General features: G+C 37.0%; 19 protein-coding genes. 17 read left to right on the forward strand and 2 right to left on the reverse strand.

Annotation, left to right across the window (positions count from 1 at the left end; translation table 11 throughout):
* Positions 1–202 precede the first annotated feature (202 nt).
* Positions 203–1,048: a hypothetical protein gene (locus tag ACX9NY_RS30905; RefSeq protein WP_472480106.1), complete on the reverse strand. Its 846-nt coding sequence runs from the start codon at positions 1,046–1,048 to the stop codon at positions 203–205.
* Between the two features lie 291 nt (positions 1,049–1,339).
* Here ACX9NY_RS30905 and ACX9NY_RS30910 point away from each other — a divergent pair, with 291 nt between their 5' ends.
* The 15 genes from ACX9NY_RS30910 (at position 1,340) to ACX9NY_RS30980 (ending at position 14,236) form a co-directional block, all read left to right on the forward strand.
* A complete protein-coding gene (locus ACX9NY_RS30910) occupies positions 1,340–1,513 on the forward strand; it encodes a hypothetical protein (RefSeq protein WP_472480108.1) in 174 nt (57 codons plus the stop codon).
* Positions 1,514–1,725: 212 nt separating this feature from the next.
* Positions 1,726–2,127: a hypothetical protein gene (locus ACX9NY_RS30915; protein ID WP_472480110.1), complete on the forward strand. Its 402-nt coding sequence runs from the start codon at positions 1,726–1,728 to the stop codon at positions 2,125–2,127.
* A gap of 100 nt (positions 2,128–2,227) precedes the next feature.
* The gene (locus tag ACX9NY_RS30920) at positions 2,228–2,836 is read left to right on the forward strand and encodes a hypothetical protein (RefSeq protein WP_472480112.1); all 609 of its coding nucleotides are present in this window, start codon (positions 2,228–2,230) and stop codon (positions 2,834–2,836) included.
* Positions 2,837–3,164: 328 nt separating this feature from the next.
* A complete protein-coding gene (locus ACX9NY_RS30925) occupies positions 3,165–3,419 on the forward strand; it encodes a hypothetical protein (protein ID WP_472480114.1) in 255 nt (84 codons plus the stop codon).
* Positions 3,420–4,210: 791 nt separating this feature from the next.
* Positions 4,211–4,789, forward strand: coding sequence for a hypothetical protein (locus tag ACX9NY_RS30930; RefSeq protein WP_472480116.1), 579 nt, complete (start codon positions 4,211–4,213; stop codon positions 4,787–4,789).
* 403 nt (positions 4,790–5,192) lie between these two features.
* Complete coding sequence (locus ACX9NY_RS30935) at positions 5,193–5,483, forward strand: hypothetical protein (protein WP_472480118.1); 291 nt, start codon at positions 5,193–5,195, stop codon at positions 5,481–5,483.
* 555 nt (positions 5,484–6,038) lie between these two features.
* Positions 6,039–6,509, forward strand: a complete 471-nt coding sequence (locus ACX9NY_RS30940) for a hypothetical protein (protein ID WP_472480119.1) — start codon at positions 6,039–6,041, stop codon at positions 6,507–6,509.
* A gap of 737 nt (positions 6,510–7,246) precedes the next feature.
* Complete coding sequence (locus ACX9NY_RS30945) at positions 7,247–7,459, forward strand: hypothetical protein (protein ID WP_472480121.1); 213 nt, start codon at positions 7,247–7,249, stop codon at positions 7,457–7,459.
* Between the two features lie 76 nt (positions 7,460–7,535).
* Entirely contained in the window at positions 7,536–8,258 is a 723-nt protein-coding gene (locus ACX9NY_RS30950) for an SEC-C domain-containing protein (protein ID WP_472480123.1), read from the forward strand.
* Positions 8,259–8,294: 36 nt separating this feature from the next.
* Positions 8,295–8,681, forward strand: coding sequence for a hypothetical protein (locus tag ACX9NY_RS30955; protein ID WP_472480125.1), 387 nt, complete (start codon positions 8,295–8,297; stop codon positions 8,679–8,681).
* 438 nt (positions 8,682–9,119) lie between these two features.
* Positions 9,120–9,680 carry a hypothetical protein gene (locus ACX9NY_RS30960; protein WP_472480127.1) on the forward strand — a complete coding sequence of 187 codons (561 nt, stop codon included), beginning with the start codon at positions 9,120–9,122 and terminating at the stop codon, positions 9,678–9,680.
* Between the two features lie 602 nt (positions 9,681–10,282).
* Positions 10,283–10,549 (forward strand): helix-turn-helix transcriptional regulator, encoded by a 267-nt coding sequence (locus ACX9NY_RS30965; protein WP_472480129.1) that lies wholly within the window; start codon positions 10,283–10,285, stop codon positions 10,547–10,549.
* A gap of 960 nt (positions 10,550–11,509) precedes the next feature.
* Positions 11,510–12,262 carry a hypothetical protein gene (locus tag ACX9NY_RS30970; RefSeq protein ID WP_472480131.1) on the forward strand — a complete coding sequence of 251 codons (753 nt, stop codon included), beginning with the start codon at positions 11,510–11,512 and terminating at the stop codon, positions 12,260–12,262.
* A gap of 706 nt (positions 12,263–12,968) precedes the next feature.
* The gene (locus ACX9NY_RS30975; RefSeq protein WP_472480133.1) at positions 12,969–13,178 is read left to right on the forward strand and encodes a hypothetical protein; all 210 of its coding nucleotides are present in this window, start codon (positions 12,969–12,971) and stop codon (positions 13,176–13,178) included.
* A 125-nt stretch (positions 13,179–13,303) separates the two neighbouring features.
* The gene (locus ACX9NY_RS30980) at positions 13,304–14,236 is read left to right on the forward strand and encodes a hypothetical protein (protein WP_472480135.1); all 933 of its coding nucleotides are present in this window, start codon (positions 13,304–13,306) and stop codon (positions 14,234–14,236) included.
* Between the two features lie 126 nt (positions 14,237–14,362).
* Here the strand turns inward: ACX9NY_RS30980 and ACX9NY_RS30985 are convergent, their stop codons facing one another.
* On the reverse strand, positions 14,363–15,160 hold the full coding sequence (locus tag ACX9NY_RS30985; RefSeq protein ID WP_472480137.1) for a hypothetical protein: 798 nt from the start codon (positions 15,158–15,160) through the stop codon (positions 14,363–14,365).
* 304 nt (positions 15,161–15,464) lie between these two features.
* On the opposite strand from ACX9NY_RS30985, the gene ACX9NY_RS30990 reads away from it, so the two are divergent.
* Both ACX9NY_RS30990 and ACX9NY_RS30995 read left to right on the forward strand, forming a co-directional pair.
* A complete protein-coding gene (locus ACX9NY_RS30990; protein ID WP_472480138.1) occupies positions 15,465–15,791 on the forward strand; it encodes a hypothetical protein in 327 nt (108 codons plus the stop codon).
* Positions 15,792–16,212: 421 nt separating this feature from the next.
* Positions 16,213–16,500 carry a hypothetical protein gene (locus tag ACX9NY_RS30995; RefSeq protein WP_472480140.1) on the forward strand — a complete coding sequence of 96 codons (288 nt, stop codon included), beginning with the start codon at positions 16,213–16,215 and terminating at the stop codon, positions 16,498–16,500.
* The last annotated feature ends 34 nt before the right edge of the window (positions 16,501–16,534 follow it).

Consider the following 16,534-nt stretch of genomic DNA (forward strand, 5'->3'; position numbering starts at 1 on the left):
GGTTGATCCACCTGTATTCATCAACCGTTTGGGTCACGATGCAAAAATATTTCTGATTGTTCTGTATCATTTTCTGGTGAATCTTATCTTTGGAACTGTATTCCTGTTAGGGAAGACGCAGAAACGAACTAAAATCTCATAGCATAGTTTAGAGCCAGAATAAGCCGTTAGTCTCAACTGCTTGTCCTGGCTCTATTTTATTTCAGTATATCTGCCAATCTTTCAACTTCTCTAGGGGTACTGTGTGTTTATCCGAAGCTTCACTGGGAACAAAGTAAGCTTGTCCATCAAAAGTAAACGTATAATCAACCCCACTAAAACTTGCAATTGATGGATTAGGGGAGTAAGGATTCTTCACCACCACAAGATTCCCCCTACGTACAACATGCGTCTCATCTGGTCGATATCTTCTTCCTATCGCTAATGATACGGTATCCCTCTTGGGCAGGTCCTCTAGGTTGCCCTTTTCGTCTTTAAACTTAGGGATGCCGGTCCTAACCATTGAAAGTAATGACAACCGGAAAGTAGTGGCATAAGTGGTGGATCGCCTCTCAAATGGGTCAATTAGATCGTAAAGTAAAGTGTTTAGATACCCTAACCCAGCTGACGTGATCTCCATCTCATACTCCGTTCCATTGAACGTATATTGAATCTTTACGTCACCAGCATCGTTTATATTGATTCTAGATGCATTGTGAACTGTCGCATTACGCAGCAGTTTATATAACCGGAAAGATTCATGGAGCACCCGACCGTCAAGAGATCTATTTTTCTCTAATATTGAAAGCTTCCTCAAAAAGTTCTTACCTTCCAACTCCGGATATAATCTCTCTACGTGGGTATCTATGATGCTAAACAAAATTAAGATTTTTATTGAGAAATTATCTTCAATGGTCGCAGTTGAGCTGTACACTTGGGGCAAAGAATTTGTAATAGTGTATGTCCCATCTGAATGTTGTTCAACCGGAATAACCTCCGGATAACAGATTTCTATATCTGAGCGTTTAATAAAATCAATCATTTGCTGATTAAATAAAGATTTTACCAAGTTATCATCCTCCCTGTGATCCATAAAGAACAATTACGCAGCAATACAGCAGCAGGTTTCATCCTAATATTTGGTAAATAAAGTAGCAGAGCGTAGCCTCTATAAATTGAGAAAAACTGTTTAGTATAACTGATGCTGAATCAAAATAATGACTGAATTTCAGAGCTATTCTTGTCCCCTAGAAGGGAACAGACATATATTCTATAGTTTTCATCGGCTGTCAAGGGAGGGATTTACAGGATCGATTTGAGTAGTTTATAACAGAGATTTAACATTTAAGGAGATGAGCTGATGACAAAACAATCAAGTAATAAACCAGGTAAAGGAAAAGGTGCTGGGGTTGATCGGAAAGCCCTGAAGGGCATCCATGATTCGATGGTTAATGCAACTCTCAGCAAAGAGGTAGGAGACTATATTCTTGAGAAGTTAGACTGGACAGATTACTATAAGGCCAACTACAAATGATATGAACTAGTTGGAACGTTTGATTCAAAATATACATAAATCACATAACTCGTTCAACCTCAAAGTCGCTAAATTGGCGGCTTTTCGTTTTACCTTTGATTCAACCTGGAGTACCATTAAGTGTGTACGGATCAAATCTTCCGGGAATATAGAAAAATGCATCATAGAATTAATCATTGCTCACATGCTTGTACATAATTGGAGGTATACCCATGCAGAGTTGTAATCATTTTAAAATTTCGGGGGAACTTTTTGCTGAAGCGATTGACATCATTGTTACAGATGGACGACAGCCCGAGCTATATGCACTTATTGTGTCTATCGAAACTTATGAAAAATTGAATCTAATCGAGGATGATCAACTTTGCCTGGATTGTGATGCCTGTTTGACTTATCTCGAGAACAGGCGACTAGTGGGTAGCTTTCTTGAAAAAAAGGGAGATTCCACTTGGGTAAGACAACAAAAGCACCTGGTGAATATTTTTAAAGCTTCTGATGAGGTTTCTCGGCATAATCATTCGTTTGAGCTTCATTCAAGGGACTTCGTCCGTTCCCCCTATACACAAAAACATAAGCTGCTTGTCTACTTAGATCAAAATGTATTGGATAAGTAACCATAAGATAGAACACATCGAGATCAATAAACGAATATCTCCAGGATACGCAGAAATTCAATATGTGTATAGTCCTTCTCATCTAGAAGAAATAAACCGAATGAATGACCACAATCAAGAAGAGCATGTTCTGAATACAATTCGGACGGTTACCTCTTCATTATTTATTTCTAACTTCAATGGAAATGAATTAAGTCTCGCATATGAAGATCCGGAACTCGGTTTGGCAAGGGTACTCAAAAATCCCGAAATCGCTCGAGATGTTGAAAACCTCCGTATGTTGCAAACCGAAACGCGGGAAGTATTTTATCCTGAACACAAAGACAACGACCACACAAGAAAATTAAACGATACAAGGGTCGCAGCTCATCCATGGGTCATTAGTGCATGTGAGCGTTTTGAAAGAAAAGAGATGCTAGATAAGTTAGGACGTATAAAAAACTATTCTTATGTTTCCCAGGCCATACACGCTTTGGTAAAAGCTTTAGATGACATAGGGTACAAAACTGACAATGAAGTACGTACGAGACGAAGCAGCGCACACGACAATGAGCACATGAAATATGCTGCAGGTACTCACCTCTTTGTAACAAGGGATAACAAATTCAGGGATCGATCGCAGTTTATCTATGAGCAGCTGGGAATCAGCACTAGAGTTATGCATTGGGATGACTATGCTGAGTATCTGGATTCCATAAAGTTTAAGTGACTGTGCTAGTCAAATATCTTACCTTTCAACTTTTCCCTTCACCTCAAGACATAGAGTACTTATAGACAGGGGTCTCCATTGAATACAATGTGCTATAAAGTTGACTGATCATTCAGAAAAATATATAAATAATGTATACTCAAGGGAAAGATTTGACGGTTAAAAAGACGAATGGGGAACTATGGGATTGGTGCATTCCGAACTTATAGGACCATATGAAAGTCTAAATATTATAATCATAATCATGCGAAGCACGCATTTATCCACTGGATATCTACGTGCTTTTTTCTTTTATTATTCTGTGACAACTAGGAGGAGGAGATTTGCATTGAACATTCTACAAAGCGTAATGGTTACTTACATGATCTTCAATCTTTTCATTGCACTAAATCGATTACTGAAATTTCTGCTCAGCAGAAAACCGAGTGCTTCTCAGATTGAACTTGAAAGAAATCTAAGCTCATCTCTGTTTTTGTTAGGTCTGCTGCTGGGCCTGTTAATAAACCTATTATTTGGATCGCTTCTATATCTATTGAAGTGGGGGAACGATCTGAAGAAATTGTTAAGCACCAATAAAAACTAAAAAGAGGAGCTAACCCATGATCGATATGTCCAGCCTAATTGCCTTATTCTTTTTGTTTATTTCATATATTTTTTTAAAGTATGGGCTACCTATTCTATTAGTCATCGTTGGGTATTTCATTTTTAAACGATATAGGAAAAATACGCAAGCAAGTACAAACAAAAAGCTAAATCAACCTGTTAAGCAAGGTAATTTAAAACCATAATTCAAATCTCATTATGAAATACTTCGTTAGGATTCGGTTATGTGCCTTCAAATGACAGGGAATATTGCGAGCCTCTAATTACATGCGTAATCAATTATAGTAAAAAGATGTATACAATCTAACAATTCAGTGTATACGCTTGTAGACAAGAACCTGGACACGCACAAGCATTGTCTTATTGCTGGAAAGAGTATTGGATCGCGCTTAGACGATTCCCCAATAAATCAATAAGGATGGGTTGCTATTATGAAGAAACGTCAAATCAAAAAGAATGAAAAGTTACATGTTAAACTGTACACGTCTGATGAATTCGCCCTACTCACTATGACATCCGATGAAAGAGACGCTGCATACAAAGATTATCAAGATAAACGAAATAAAATGGCCAATACCAGGTACCGTATCTTAAAAAATATGAAACCTCTCCATTATTTTTTTCCCTACGGTAAAAAATTTTATAAGCACTTTACCAGATCCAGAAAACTTACTTATATTACTCAATCGACTACAGACATCATCCAGTAATATGAAAGATATTCAATTATTATTGTAGGCAGGTACGTATAAAAATTGTCCGGAGGTTGTAATGGGAAAATATGAGGTAGCTAAGACACAGGATGGCTACACTGTTGATCTTGGAGATGGCACAAGTATTTCAGTAAGTCAGCATGAAATAGACAATAGTATTGAAAAGCCGGCGTCGAAATTCAAATGGAAAAATGCACTACAAAATGCGAGAACAAAATTACAGATCCCTAAACCGATCCGTGACCTGATGTTTCTTAGAACAGAGGAAGAACGTTTGAATTATCTGAGAAGTATGCCTTCACGATCTGTTGAGTCTCTTACAACTGCAATTGCTTATGTACTTCTAAAGGGAGATATCCTTGAAAGAGTAGTGGGGACAGGGATTGGTATACCACAGACGGTTTCCACTTATATCAAAGAAATTGATTCTAAAGCTAAGCAGTATGGTGAGCTGACAGTGAAAAATGTGAAGAAGGCCATCCAAACAACGAAAAATATTGTAGGAGCTACGGCCGTTGTTCTTTTTGGTATTGCTCTTCTCACAAATCCTGCTATTCTAACATTCTTACTCCCCACACTATTAGCAGCAGATGTGTTGTGGTTGTTTGTAAATTTCTCAGATAAGAAACATAACTAAGAAATAGCCAACACTCATAAAAATAAAAAAAGGAGGAGCCCGATCGGGCTCCTCTCTGTCTATTTCCCCCAAAACTTAACTGATGTGACTGGCTCAGCCCATCTTGGTTTGAATGTCGACCGAATTTTTGCGTCGATCCCCCATTTTCCATACTTACCATTCTTGTCAGCACGAGGTTGGTAGGTATGTTGGATGAAGACAAGAATTTTTCTGAAATGCTTTCTGTCTCTTTTGTTCCTGACATCGTTCAAAACGGTTCTTACGTTCGATAGTGTTTTCATGATTATCCTCCTAGTGAAACGGATTATGAATGATATAATTGAGACTCGAAGTTGAAGTAGAAAACTACATAATTGACTGTATCTCTTATAGAATTAAAAGCAAAATGGAGATTGAGGATATTGTGAGCCCTTGGCGAGTCAAGAAACAATTGATCGGCTACAAAATCTTTGACGGCGATGACACATTTATTGGTGAGTTTGATAAGGATAATCAGCCTGTAACGAAACTGACTCTTGAAGTTGAAGTCAAAGATTATCAGACTGACTATGTTCAGTATCGATATGAAAGCATTGCAGAGCTTCAACCCATCCTAGACAGTTGGAGAAAAGACAACAAGTTGCTTGGATATAAGCTTATTGCATTAGACGGTTCGACGATTGATGAATTTGATGCAAATGATTGTCTGATTTAACCATAATGATTGCTTCTCTCCCCTGATCCTTTTAATTAATTTATGGTAAATTGCTAATCTAATATCTAATGACAAAGAAGCCGCTATTGTAGCGGCTTCTTTCTTTACATCCATCTTTAAAGGTTATATGCACAACACAAATAGACCAGCTTATCTATAGAGAGTTACACTAGTTTGTTTAGGGTCCACTCTGATGATTAACACGTTCAAAATACACCCTTATTTGAGGTACCTAAGTGCTACAAAGTAGAAGTTTCTGCAATCGGTAAACTAATCACTGTAGCATCTATCGCTGTAGTTCACAGGGGGATAGGTGATTACAAAGCACCACTCTATCTCGAAACTTGAAGACTCGACTCGATAATTATATATTGAGGGTGCTTCCTGAAAATGTAGGGACAATCAGAAAGAACAGTTAAGGAAGGAGAGGGAGAATACCACTCATGTTAGATTTTCGAAAAATCGTAGCTTGTTTGATTTTTCATGTTAAAACTAATACTTTCATTGCGAACAGAAACACTTTGGTACATTATTTTTTTTATTAGGAGGCTTGTAATGACAGATCTAATGCTAAACACCATTCTGTCCACTGGTTTAAATCAAGACAAAGTTACTGCTGCCGAGGCAGCTCAAGCAGTAAAGCTTGTCTTCATATCGTTCTCTATATTTTTATCCCTTGTGATACTGACTATTTTGTCAATTAGGTGGTATATAAGATCAAGAGAATATGATTCCTTATCACGTGCAAGAGAGCTTTTGGTTCTCCAAGGGCTAGACCTAAGTAATAAGCAAATGAATCAAGTTGGAGATGCTCTAATGATATCATCGCATCGTAATTCAATGAGAGGGAATAATGTATGTCAATCGTTAGCGGAAGGCTTTTATCACATGGCTCAATTGTTCTATGGAAAAGTTACTAGAGAACTACAGGATAGAGATCTGGAAATGATTATTAAGCATATTCACTACTGGGAATGGTCACATGGAAAGGGGAAAGGAATTAAACTGATTCTTCCGGAAAGGTAACATACAGTATAGGGTGATTAACATCTTGAGTCAAGCCCAGCTCAAGGGCTATGGAATCTCTTATAGAGTTACACTTTATTTATCAGAAATTGAAGGATTTCAGTAAACCCTGGAGGGCTTAAGATGAAAGGTTTATTTTCTACATTAAACAAAATTGATGATACACTCATGAACATTATGTTTTTTGCTTGGTTGGTTATCGTTCCATGTTATTTATTTTTATCAAATCAACATGATGTTAACCAGAGAATACTTCAGATAGGTTTTGTTTCAATACCATACATTTCATTTTCCGCTTTTAAATTATTCACATCGAATCTAAAGATAGAAAATCTTCTGAAGTTAATATTCCTTTTTTCCTACGCTTTCATTTTAATTAAGTATGTTAATCTACTTGAGCTAACGTGGATTTACTGTGCTTTACTTGGAATCGCATATATACAAGCTTTGTTACAATCCATAACTTCTGTTATTCGAATTTTTCTAAAGAATGATCCAAATATAACCGAAGTCACCTTGAAGATACCAGTGAATTGATACACTCTTTAAAAATTGTTAATTGAAGCTATAAGCTTGTATAGGCATAGATGTGTGATATTGTTCCATATGACGCACCGGCGGGAGGTGAAGGTCTTGTGATGAATATGAGGGTCGATACAAGTTAGCCTGTTCTTTGGGAGACCAATAGGACCGAGTACATACAATAAACCCGTTCGGGCACATCGGAGGTTGGCAACATGGTAGCTGGCATAATAGGTATACTTTCACAAATAGGTTTTGTTGTAGGAGTTGCTCTAATATCTTTAGGTTTTGTTAAGGGGGCTGAAGGTGAAGGACCGTATAATTGGAAAGCTGTAATCAATGGTAGTTTAATTATCGGATTATTCCTGGTCGTAGTTTGTTTGTACTGGTTATACAAATTGACCGGAAGATTTTTATTTTTCTTCTAGGTTAAGCTCCATAGGCGAATTATCCGATAATATGCTAGTGTTAGACTACAAAGGATTTTAAGGGAGGCAACCAGGGATGATTGGAAGAAATGAACTATGTCCTTGTAGTAGTGGCAAAAAGTATAAACAGTGTCACATGAATAAACCGCTTAAAGAAGATATTGCGTTCTCCATCGAGGAACTTCATTTCTTTCAAATCAACACGCTTAAAATAGTAAAAAAGCAAGTACAAGTGTTTGAAAAGAACATCCAATTAATTCAATTTCCGAATAATAAAATCATATTTAAGAATATGTATGATGCATTAGAGCATGCTGCATCTTCATCAATTATGGTTAACCCAATACATCGCTATGGTGCTCAAACTTATAGTCGAATTCACCCATCTGGCATTGGAAGCATCCAATTCACCTGGAGTATTCCCGTTTTCGATCAGATTGTCGCTAGTGGTGAGATGAAAACTGTGGGCTATAGCATAAAAGATCTAATGAAGCATATCAACATTGAAGAACTAACAGAAGAAGTTCTTGCACATGCCGAATCCAACGATGATCCTGTATACATAATCAAGTACCAGGGGGGCCAAGAGCTTGAACAATGGGCAGTTGATGGTAATCACAGAATAGCCTCAAGGCATCATAAAGCTGAGTTGATCAATGGATATGTATTCAGTGAAGAACAACATATATCTGCACTATTGTTCGACTATATGCGAGTTGCATACTCCATACGCACTAACATAACTCGAATGCTCAATTACTCGGGAATAGGAAAGCCACCTGAGCTACTACCAATGTAATATGCCGTACATCCCTCGGTGGTATAATGTCCATTAATGTATCGGATCAAAAATAAGTACAAGCAATGTGAAGAATTGAAGTATCTTCTGAAGCTCGAACTGGAGGTTATTAAAATAACATGGAATAAGAGCTTTCTTACTTATGGTAGTGTGGGAGTTTTTGTTGTCGGTGGGTGGTACTTTGGTATATTTTCAGGAATCCTTGATATAGCAGTATATTACTTTGACAGTGCAGTTGATATATTAACACTTAGTACTGGAAACAAAACAACCGCTACATGGGCGGTTTCAGCAATTTTGGCAATAGGTGCCTTAACTCAATTTGCAGACCTTATTCTTGATCAGAGGATGAAGAGGATCAAGATAGAAACCGCACGGAACGTCAAGGAAAGACGTAACACCAGAAGTGGTGACATCCGATAGTTGTAAATGAAAGACCTCACAGAAACAGGGGGAGTGACTTATGGAACGTAATTATAGGATATATTTTATCTTAGTGATATTGGCATTGTTAATATATTTATTTTATAAGTTTGTTTTCGTTTCTTTTTGGTTGGCTGGTTGAGTCAGAAACTGGGAAACTCGCTGGAAGCATCTGTGATTAAATACTACGATAGCCTGCCTTAGCTACTACCAACTTAACCCTCAATACGATATTGAATTCTATTATAAGTCACTGATTCATCAGGGTGGCTTTTTTTACTGGTTTTCTACTGGTGAAGCGAATTCAACATGCTTTATATAGTAAAACAATCTATCGCAGTATAAAATAAGTCGAGGCATGCTTCCCGTAGCAACTGCAAGCACCTTATCAAAAGTAGATACGATTTTATAACATTTCGATAGAGGAGCGCGATTTAGATGGAACCCATGTTTAACTTTGATAATGAAATGATTGTTAGGGGTAAAGATGGTAATTGGCGTCCATATAAATACTTTTTGTATGAAGATATTGTTGTCATGAATGCACCAGAGTTCACATCTTCCTTTGGAATGGATAGATTCAGATTCGTTGAGGCAACAATTATTGATGGTGATCAATTACAGGAGAAACCTTTCATTGTTCTTCATGATATTAAGATGGACAAAGATCTCCTCTTAAGCACTTTTTATCATGAACTGGGTCATATTAAGCTAAATCATTTAGTAGAATATGAATCCATCGGAAGAGAAGAATCAATTGCTCGTGGAGAAGTGCACTACGCTGAGCTAGAAGCTGACAAATATTCATTTGATAAGATGGGGAAGGTCAATACAATAAGATGGTTAGAGAGTTTAATAGATAGACAAAATCGGAATATAGCTGAAAGAGAAAAAGAACTGAATGAGGGTACATTAACAGACAGATCTTCTTTAGAAAAGTATAAAATCTCTCTCTGGGAACTTGAACAAAGAGTACAGGCAGTCCGGAGTTTAAACTGATGTAACAGAGTCAATCACTGCACTTGTGCCATCAGAACTGTACCCAAGCTTTTCAAAAGTCTCCATGGCTGATACAATGAGTCTATTATAAATATTTTCATAGAACTCTCATGCAAGCGCAGACGAGAGATTTAAATTAAGATGCCTCTTCAAAGAGTGATTAATCGTGTCCTTGGGACCAATTCCACTAATTTTGCGGGATTAATCATTTTTGAAGATTGCATCTTTTTTGCGTTCTTTCAGTAATCTATGAGAATTCCATTAAGGGGGAGAGTATACAAATGATTAAGGTACATAAGCAGAATGCAAACCGTTGGCTAGTATTCCACACAAAATCAGACGAGTCGTGCTATATAGTCAAGGCTTACAGCCAGGTTATGGGTGAATCCATTTCTTTTTTCAGAGTAGATAATTCACAGGGTATCACAATAGCCACGCAACTTGGAAACTATAATGATGCCAAGAAAACTGCAATAAATTCAATCAAATAGTTTTCATAAAATCTTGGCTTCGAATAACTTGATGGTTGGGCTCGATAATTATATATTGATCCTGCCACCTAAGAATAAAAGATGATTGTATACACGAAGGGAACGAAATCAATGACAAATCAAAATTTACCTACAATAGCTAATCCAATAGGAGATACCGTAATTGCATATTTGGCTTATAATGAGATGAAGATGGATGACCTTTTAGACAGAACGGGATACAGCAATGAAAAGATGATACAGTACTTTTATGGTAAAGAACCCGTAAGTCAAGATTTTGCAGAAAAACTTGCTAAAGTATTTAATGCACCCGCAGATTTTTGGCTCACTCTCGATCAGAACTACCATGATTCCATCAAGAGACAGCCTTATCTTTGATTCCGACTATTATTCATTCAGAATTAAATACTTTACATGGTTGCAAACATATAATAAACAGAGAATGGGGTTTTGGAAAATGGGATATCCATTTAGTTTAGTGGCAGATGGCCAACCCCTCCTTACATTACGTATCGATGAAGTAATTGTATGAAGTTAAAAAGGAATTAAGCGTGCTTAGTGCAAACAGAGTTATTATGGAATGTCACAATCAATAGATAAAATACTTGCTCAAAGAACATTCCTTCAAAACAACCAGGCCTTTAGGGATGCTTTGATACTTGAATAGAATATTTAAATAGTGAGGATGGTTTTATTATGAATCGAAAACCTTGGGAATATATTTTCCTATTTGTAATGTGCAACGTTATAGCCTTGTGTGCTATGAGTGATGGTTATGCATTGTACATACTAGCAGGGATTATGTTCACATTTATAGTGGGAATGATAATTTTCATTATTGTACTTGATAAAAAAATCAAGAAGAGAGAACACACCAAGATTGGAAGTTCTTAATTCAACAGGTTCACAAAAGCATTCTGCTTTACGTAATCCAGCAGCCGATCATTCGATCGGTTGCTTTTTTTATTGGTTAAAATGACCCTAATGTATTACCGTGAATCTTATTAACTATCACCTTTGATTACTCGATATTCTGAACTGCTATTATAATATGGTTTGTTAGTATTGATTAAATGGTGGTATATATCATATTTATTCTGTTCTTAAGACTAAGGGAGGGACGGTGGAAAATGCGAGATTTTTTGATTCATCTATTACCAGGCATATTATTCTCAATATTTTTGATATGTGTATTTTTAATAATATATTTCAACTGATTTATCAGTGGTTAACCTCTATTTCTTTGTTACTTGATACAAATACCCTTACTAGGGGAATAGATAGGTGATATACTTGGAATAAAATGTTATTAATTTGAAGGGAGGTTGATTCCACTCCATGTTTACTTATATTCCCGAGCAAGAGTACATGCTAACAAGTAAAGAAGCGCTCACTTACTTAAATCAGCACCAGGCCACTTTCAATAAAGAACTTAATTCAACGGACCTCAGCAATTGGACAAGAAATTTTGAAATTAATGCAATTAAACCAAAAGGGACAGCCCGCTGGCGATACCGTGATGTAGACCTTAAAGATTTCGTATATCGCTACCAACACAACATGCTCCATAAGTTCAACGATTCCTATCGAACTAGAACCTATTGCAGAATTCCGGAAACAATCTTGCGAGATTTCTTCACTGAAGAGAGGACATTCCAAGTTACAACTTGCATCTTGGTCACGCTCCATCCGTATGCACTGTTTAATGACCCTGAACGCTCGTATCGGGATCTTTATCGAGCCGAGGGAGGGATCATTTTCAAAGATGCTGCAGTCCATTTCAGTACCTACTCTGTTGGACCAAAAACCACTGAGCTTGAGCTGAGACAGCAACGACTTATGTATCCTGTTTTGGTGGCAGAAGCAATTAATGAACTGGCTTCAGAGTATAGCCGCACTGAGGGAGATAGTATTCAGGACAAAATTATTAAAGCAGGATGGACGCTCATATCTGGTCGGATCACCAAAGAGACTTATAGGGATGAGTTAGATAGCATGTCGAGAATCTTACGAGGATGGACAGGGTTAGACTCAAGGCTTCATAACGAAATAACCCCCATTATCTTTGGGATTCGACAAGAGCAAGATTAGCTGCAGTGATGGAGGATATCTAAACATTACACCGTGATCCGCTTTTAGGGTGGCGGGTTTTGTTGTAAGGTTATGGCCTTACTCAGCTCAAGGTAAAATCCTCAAGATGATATTTTTACCACGAAAGGGTCTTATAGATTGAATAATCAACCTAACGGGTAGTATAATACACATATACATTACACATGCTATACAACATTTTATGCACACGCCACGCACAAACTGTGCAAAAAGCATAAAAAAAGGCCTTCACTGCTGGAACAGTGAAGACCCATGAGTGCCAAAAGATGTAATGTATAGCCACGGCAGTGCCAGTTAGCAGTGGACTAAAAAACCTACCGTTAGGCGGTGAACCTAATTAAACGGTGGGTTTTTTCTTGTTTTGCCGCTTATGTCGTTTGATCAAGAAGTAGATTTTCTTTATGCCTAGCCCTATGTTGATTAAGGCTGCACACCCCTTGAGAACATTTACAACAATAAGAAATGTGGTCATTAGCGTCACCTCCTTTCGAAGGCAAACCGTGACCACAACTCCACTACATCAATTGAACCTCGTATGGAATATTATAGCATGGTCTTAGGTAACTGTCTGTCTACATCATGTAACGAATCATTGTTGACTAATGCTTTAAATTATCTGTTAATTTTAGAGCAAGTTCTTTCATGCTGATTAGAGTGATAAATGATTGAGATTGGAGATTATTGTATGCGTAATCCAGATAGAATTCCTCCCTTTATGGCGCTGCTTCAGGAGTGCTGGCTTTGCTTTCCAGATCTAAGATTCAATCAGTTAATTCATGTTATCTTTAAGGATCTAGATGAGTCTACATTCTTTAATATGGAGGAAGAAACAGCAGCTGAGATAATCAAGAATTTTATGAATGAGTACAAAGACAAATACATTCAGAGGGATTAATACCTCTGGATGTTTCAAGAGTGGTAAGGTGAACAGCTAGCGTTAATCAAGAGGGCTGGACTTTTCGCACTTTAATATGCGCTATTATAAAATGTTAATTCCAACATAGGGTAGGAGGGGTCCATTTGTATCGAGTATTACATAATATCCATTTGTCACAGGCACTAGCGAAGGCATATCTACTATACGGGATAACTAACAATGAGTACATAGTTTTGAATGCGTATTGTATGCATGAAGGCTTTTATCAACCAAGTATCGATTGGTCTGAACTCTCAGAGATGACTGGAATTAGCATAGTAGATTTAAAACAGGTATTCTTGTCGCTAGCTGACCGTAAAAAAATTGTATTCGACGGAGATAATATTGATAAGCAAGAACTATATCAAGCACTAAGTAGAGTGCTTGAGGAAAACAAAAGCATTGGCCAACGAATTTCGGAAAGTATCCGTACGTTTAATGATATGGGGTATAACAACAAAAAGCACTTGGGTTACGTTGTATTACTGCCATTTCAGGAAGGTATTGCAGTAACACAACAACAGGATGAATGGTGGAAATCAAGTAGTGCTCAAATGTGGACGAAAAAAGATATGTTGAGTTTATCTGATGAAATACGTTCATTTGCAGAAGAAATTGACGATGATTTTATAAGAAAATATAACCATGAACTGATAGATAGACAAGAGTTACATCTCCAAATGGAACAAGAAAAAAGAGAACAAAAACGAAAACTGAAAATACAGCGCACCATTCCCAAGCCAGGCTTTGTCGTTCTTTATCGTGATACAAACAACTGTTATTATTTTACGTATACAACGTCACTATCATTAGAACAGAAGATCGCAAATATTAAGTCAAAAAGCGATGCTATTGCAATAATTCATACATTTGAGACAAGTCATACTCATTATTTTATTGTTCGTTTTATAAAGAAACAATTCTCCAACAGATTGATAAAAGACAATCCCAATTATTACGCACTTACGGATGAAGATGTTGCTTTCATAAAAGAAGAAAAATTCCCTTCTAATGCAATGGAGTGGTTGACTGGATAAAAAATGATAGGATTCGTATAAATACATTGCACGAGTAAAAAGCATATAGTCTATTCATGAACTTGAGAATTAAAAATAAAAGACGAACAGACCGATTATTGGATCTGCTCGTTTTTTTGATAGAATTTATGACGAAATTCCCATATCAAACTTTCTCAAATAATATGATGATGTTAGAACAACCAAGTGAAGTCTAAAGGTACTATCTTCTTCGTTTGAAAGTCCTGCATGTGCCCCTTGAGGGTGTAGTCTTTTCATTAGACCATTAGAAAAGTTTTTTCCATCTTGACCTAATTCATTAAACGCAGGATCTAACAAGGGAGGAGACGTTCTACCTAATGATTCCCTTTTAGCATTACTTGAGTACCCGGCTACAGTTGCTCCAAATATTTTATCCGCAAATCCATCAAATAAGCCCTCAGTGTACGCTCTTAATTGTGCATTAGCAGCTGCCCAGTCTCCCAATGAATGAGCATTAAGTGCTTGCTCAAGATGTCCTCTGCAGACTGAAAAGTTATGTTTATCAAGTAAAGTGAATAATTCATCTTGGTTGCCGGTTGCGTTAATTGATTCAGGCATTTGTCGTAATAATTTATAATCCACTACACTAAATCCATCTTGCCTTAAAGCTAAATGTAGCTTTGCATGCTTTTCCTCGAATAATGTATGACTTCGATCATATTCATCTGCTATTTTCATATTCTGCAGTTCTTTATTTACCAGGTCTTTGATAATTTCAGTTACTTGCTTTGGATCTGTGGTCGGCTCAATTAGGTATTGGACTATATTATTCGTACGGTCTTGAAGAGAAGAACCCGAAGCAACATCTTCTAATTCATATGTAAGAGCAAACAGCTGGATCTCTTTATGCGTTGAAAATTTAACAAAATTAAATGTTTCCACAATGGTTCTTCTTGAGAACATTCGGTCAACCCCCCTTGAAATTTGCATTATATCATTTGTTTATTATAAACCTCGTGTTTGTAATTCTCAATGAAGAATGGTATATGAGAACGAATATTAATTTAGGTATGATAGAAGTTGTTCTACTAGCTTTGGAGTTGACATAGAGTTACCCACGTGACTGGAGAATGACATCATAAAGTTGCCAACCAAGTTCTAAATTTGCTCCGTTAATTAAAGACAAAGGGCATAACTCTTTCATCCTCCTAGTAAGTATATTCATAATCTATTATGGAAATAAAGATTATAAGAGGGGGGAATAATAATGAAAGAGCAACCATTCGATTTAAAACAATTTGCTGATATTCAAATTACAGGCGTAGCACAAACAAAAGGATCAGAAACATTGTTGGCACAAGCTGTTCAGTCACACTTTAATAATTATTACCACGATTGGTTAGATAAAACTATACCCGCTTTGGATAACGATACACCTAGGAATTGTGCAAAATCTTCTGTTGGTAAACAGAAGCTCGAAAAACTTTTTACCTATATGAGAAATAGACAGTTCGGCAATGCACCAGCATTTCCTGAAGCATGGGCAAGAAAAGAGTTGGGATTAAGCAGCACGTTAACACAAGAAAATGAATGAGTCAGAAAAAATAAGCCTCCGGCCGGTTCGGAGGCTTATTTTATAAACAGCTTAAGCACGACTGCCTGCTCGCCATGGTCAATATGGATGAGTTCAAAGAGTCACGACGTCTACTAATAAGTAGAGACAAAAAGGCCTAAACTTAATTACGCATAACTCTTGTTAGACGTAATCTATACATAAAATCAAATGTGAGTCGCAATACACAGCGGTTTTTTCCCAATTATTGATCGAAGGAAGCAACCGCTTGCCGGGCGTCAGCTTCAGCTTATGGCCGCGCCGGTATTGCTCATGTTTAAATTAGGTCGAATTTATGGTGGATGGTCAATGGGTGTTAAGGGTAATTATTTTTATTGTCCAAGGACATAATAAGTGGGAAAGTAGGTGAACTCCACTTTTATTTAAAAAGGAGATGTTAATCTTGGAAAACAACAAATTAAAATTCACGGAAGAATTACGGTCTGGAGAGGTCCACTACAAAGATGTGGTTTATGTATGCATCGGAAGTGGTCAATTATTTAATTATGTATTTACTGAAGAAAGGTCTCGCTTTCATTCAATAAATGAATTGCGGTATCAAGTGAAGGCATGGTTTGCAGAAAAAGTCCTATCTCCAGATCTTGTTTTTGAAAAAAGAGAACATATCGCGGATTCCGGATGGAAGAAAACCCCGCAGGAATGTCGCCAAGATTTGAGTTTGGTGATGTAGTAGCAGAAGACACTATTGGTTAGACATAGAAGGC

The organism is Paenibacillus sp. CB74, from assembly GCF_055687625.1.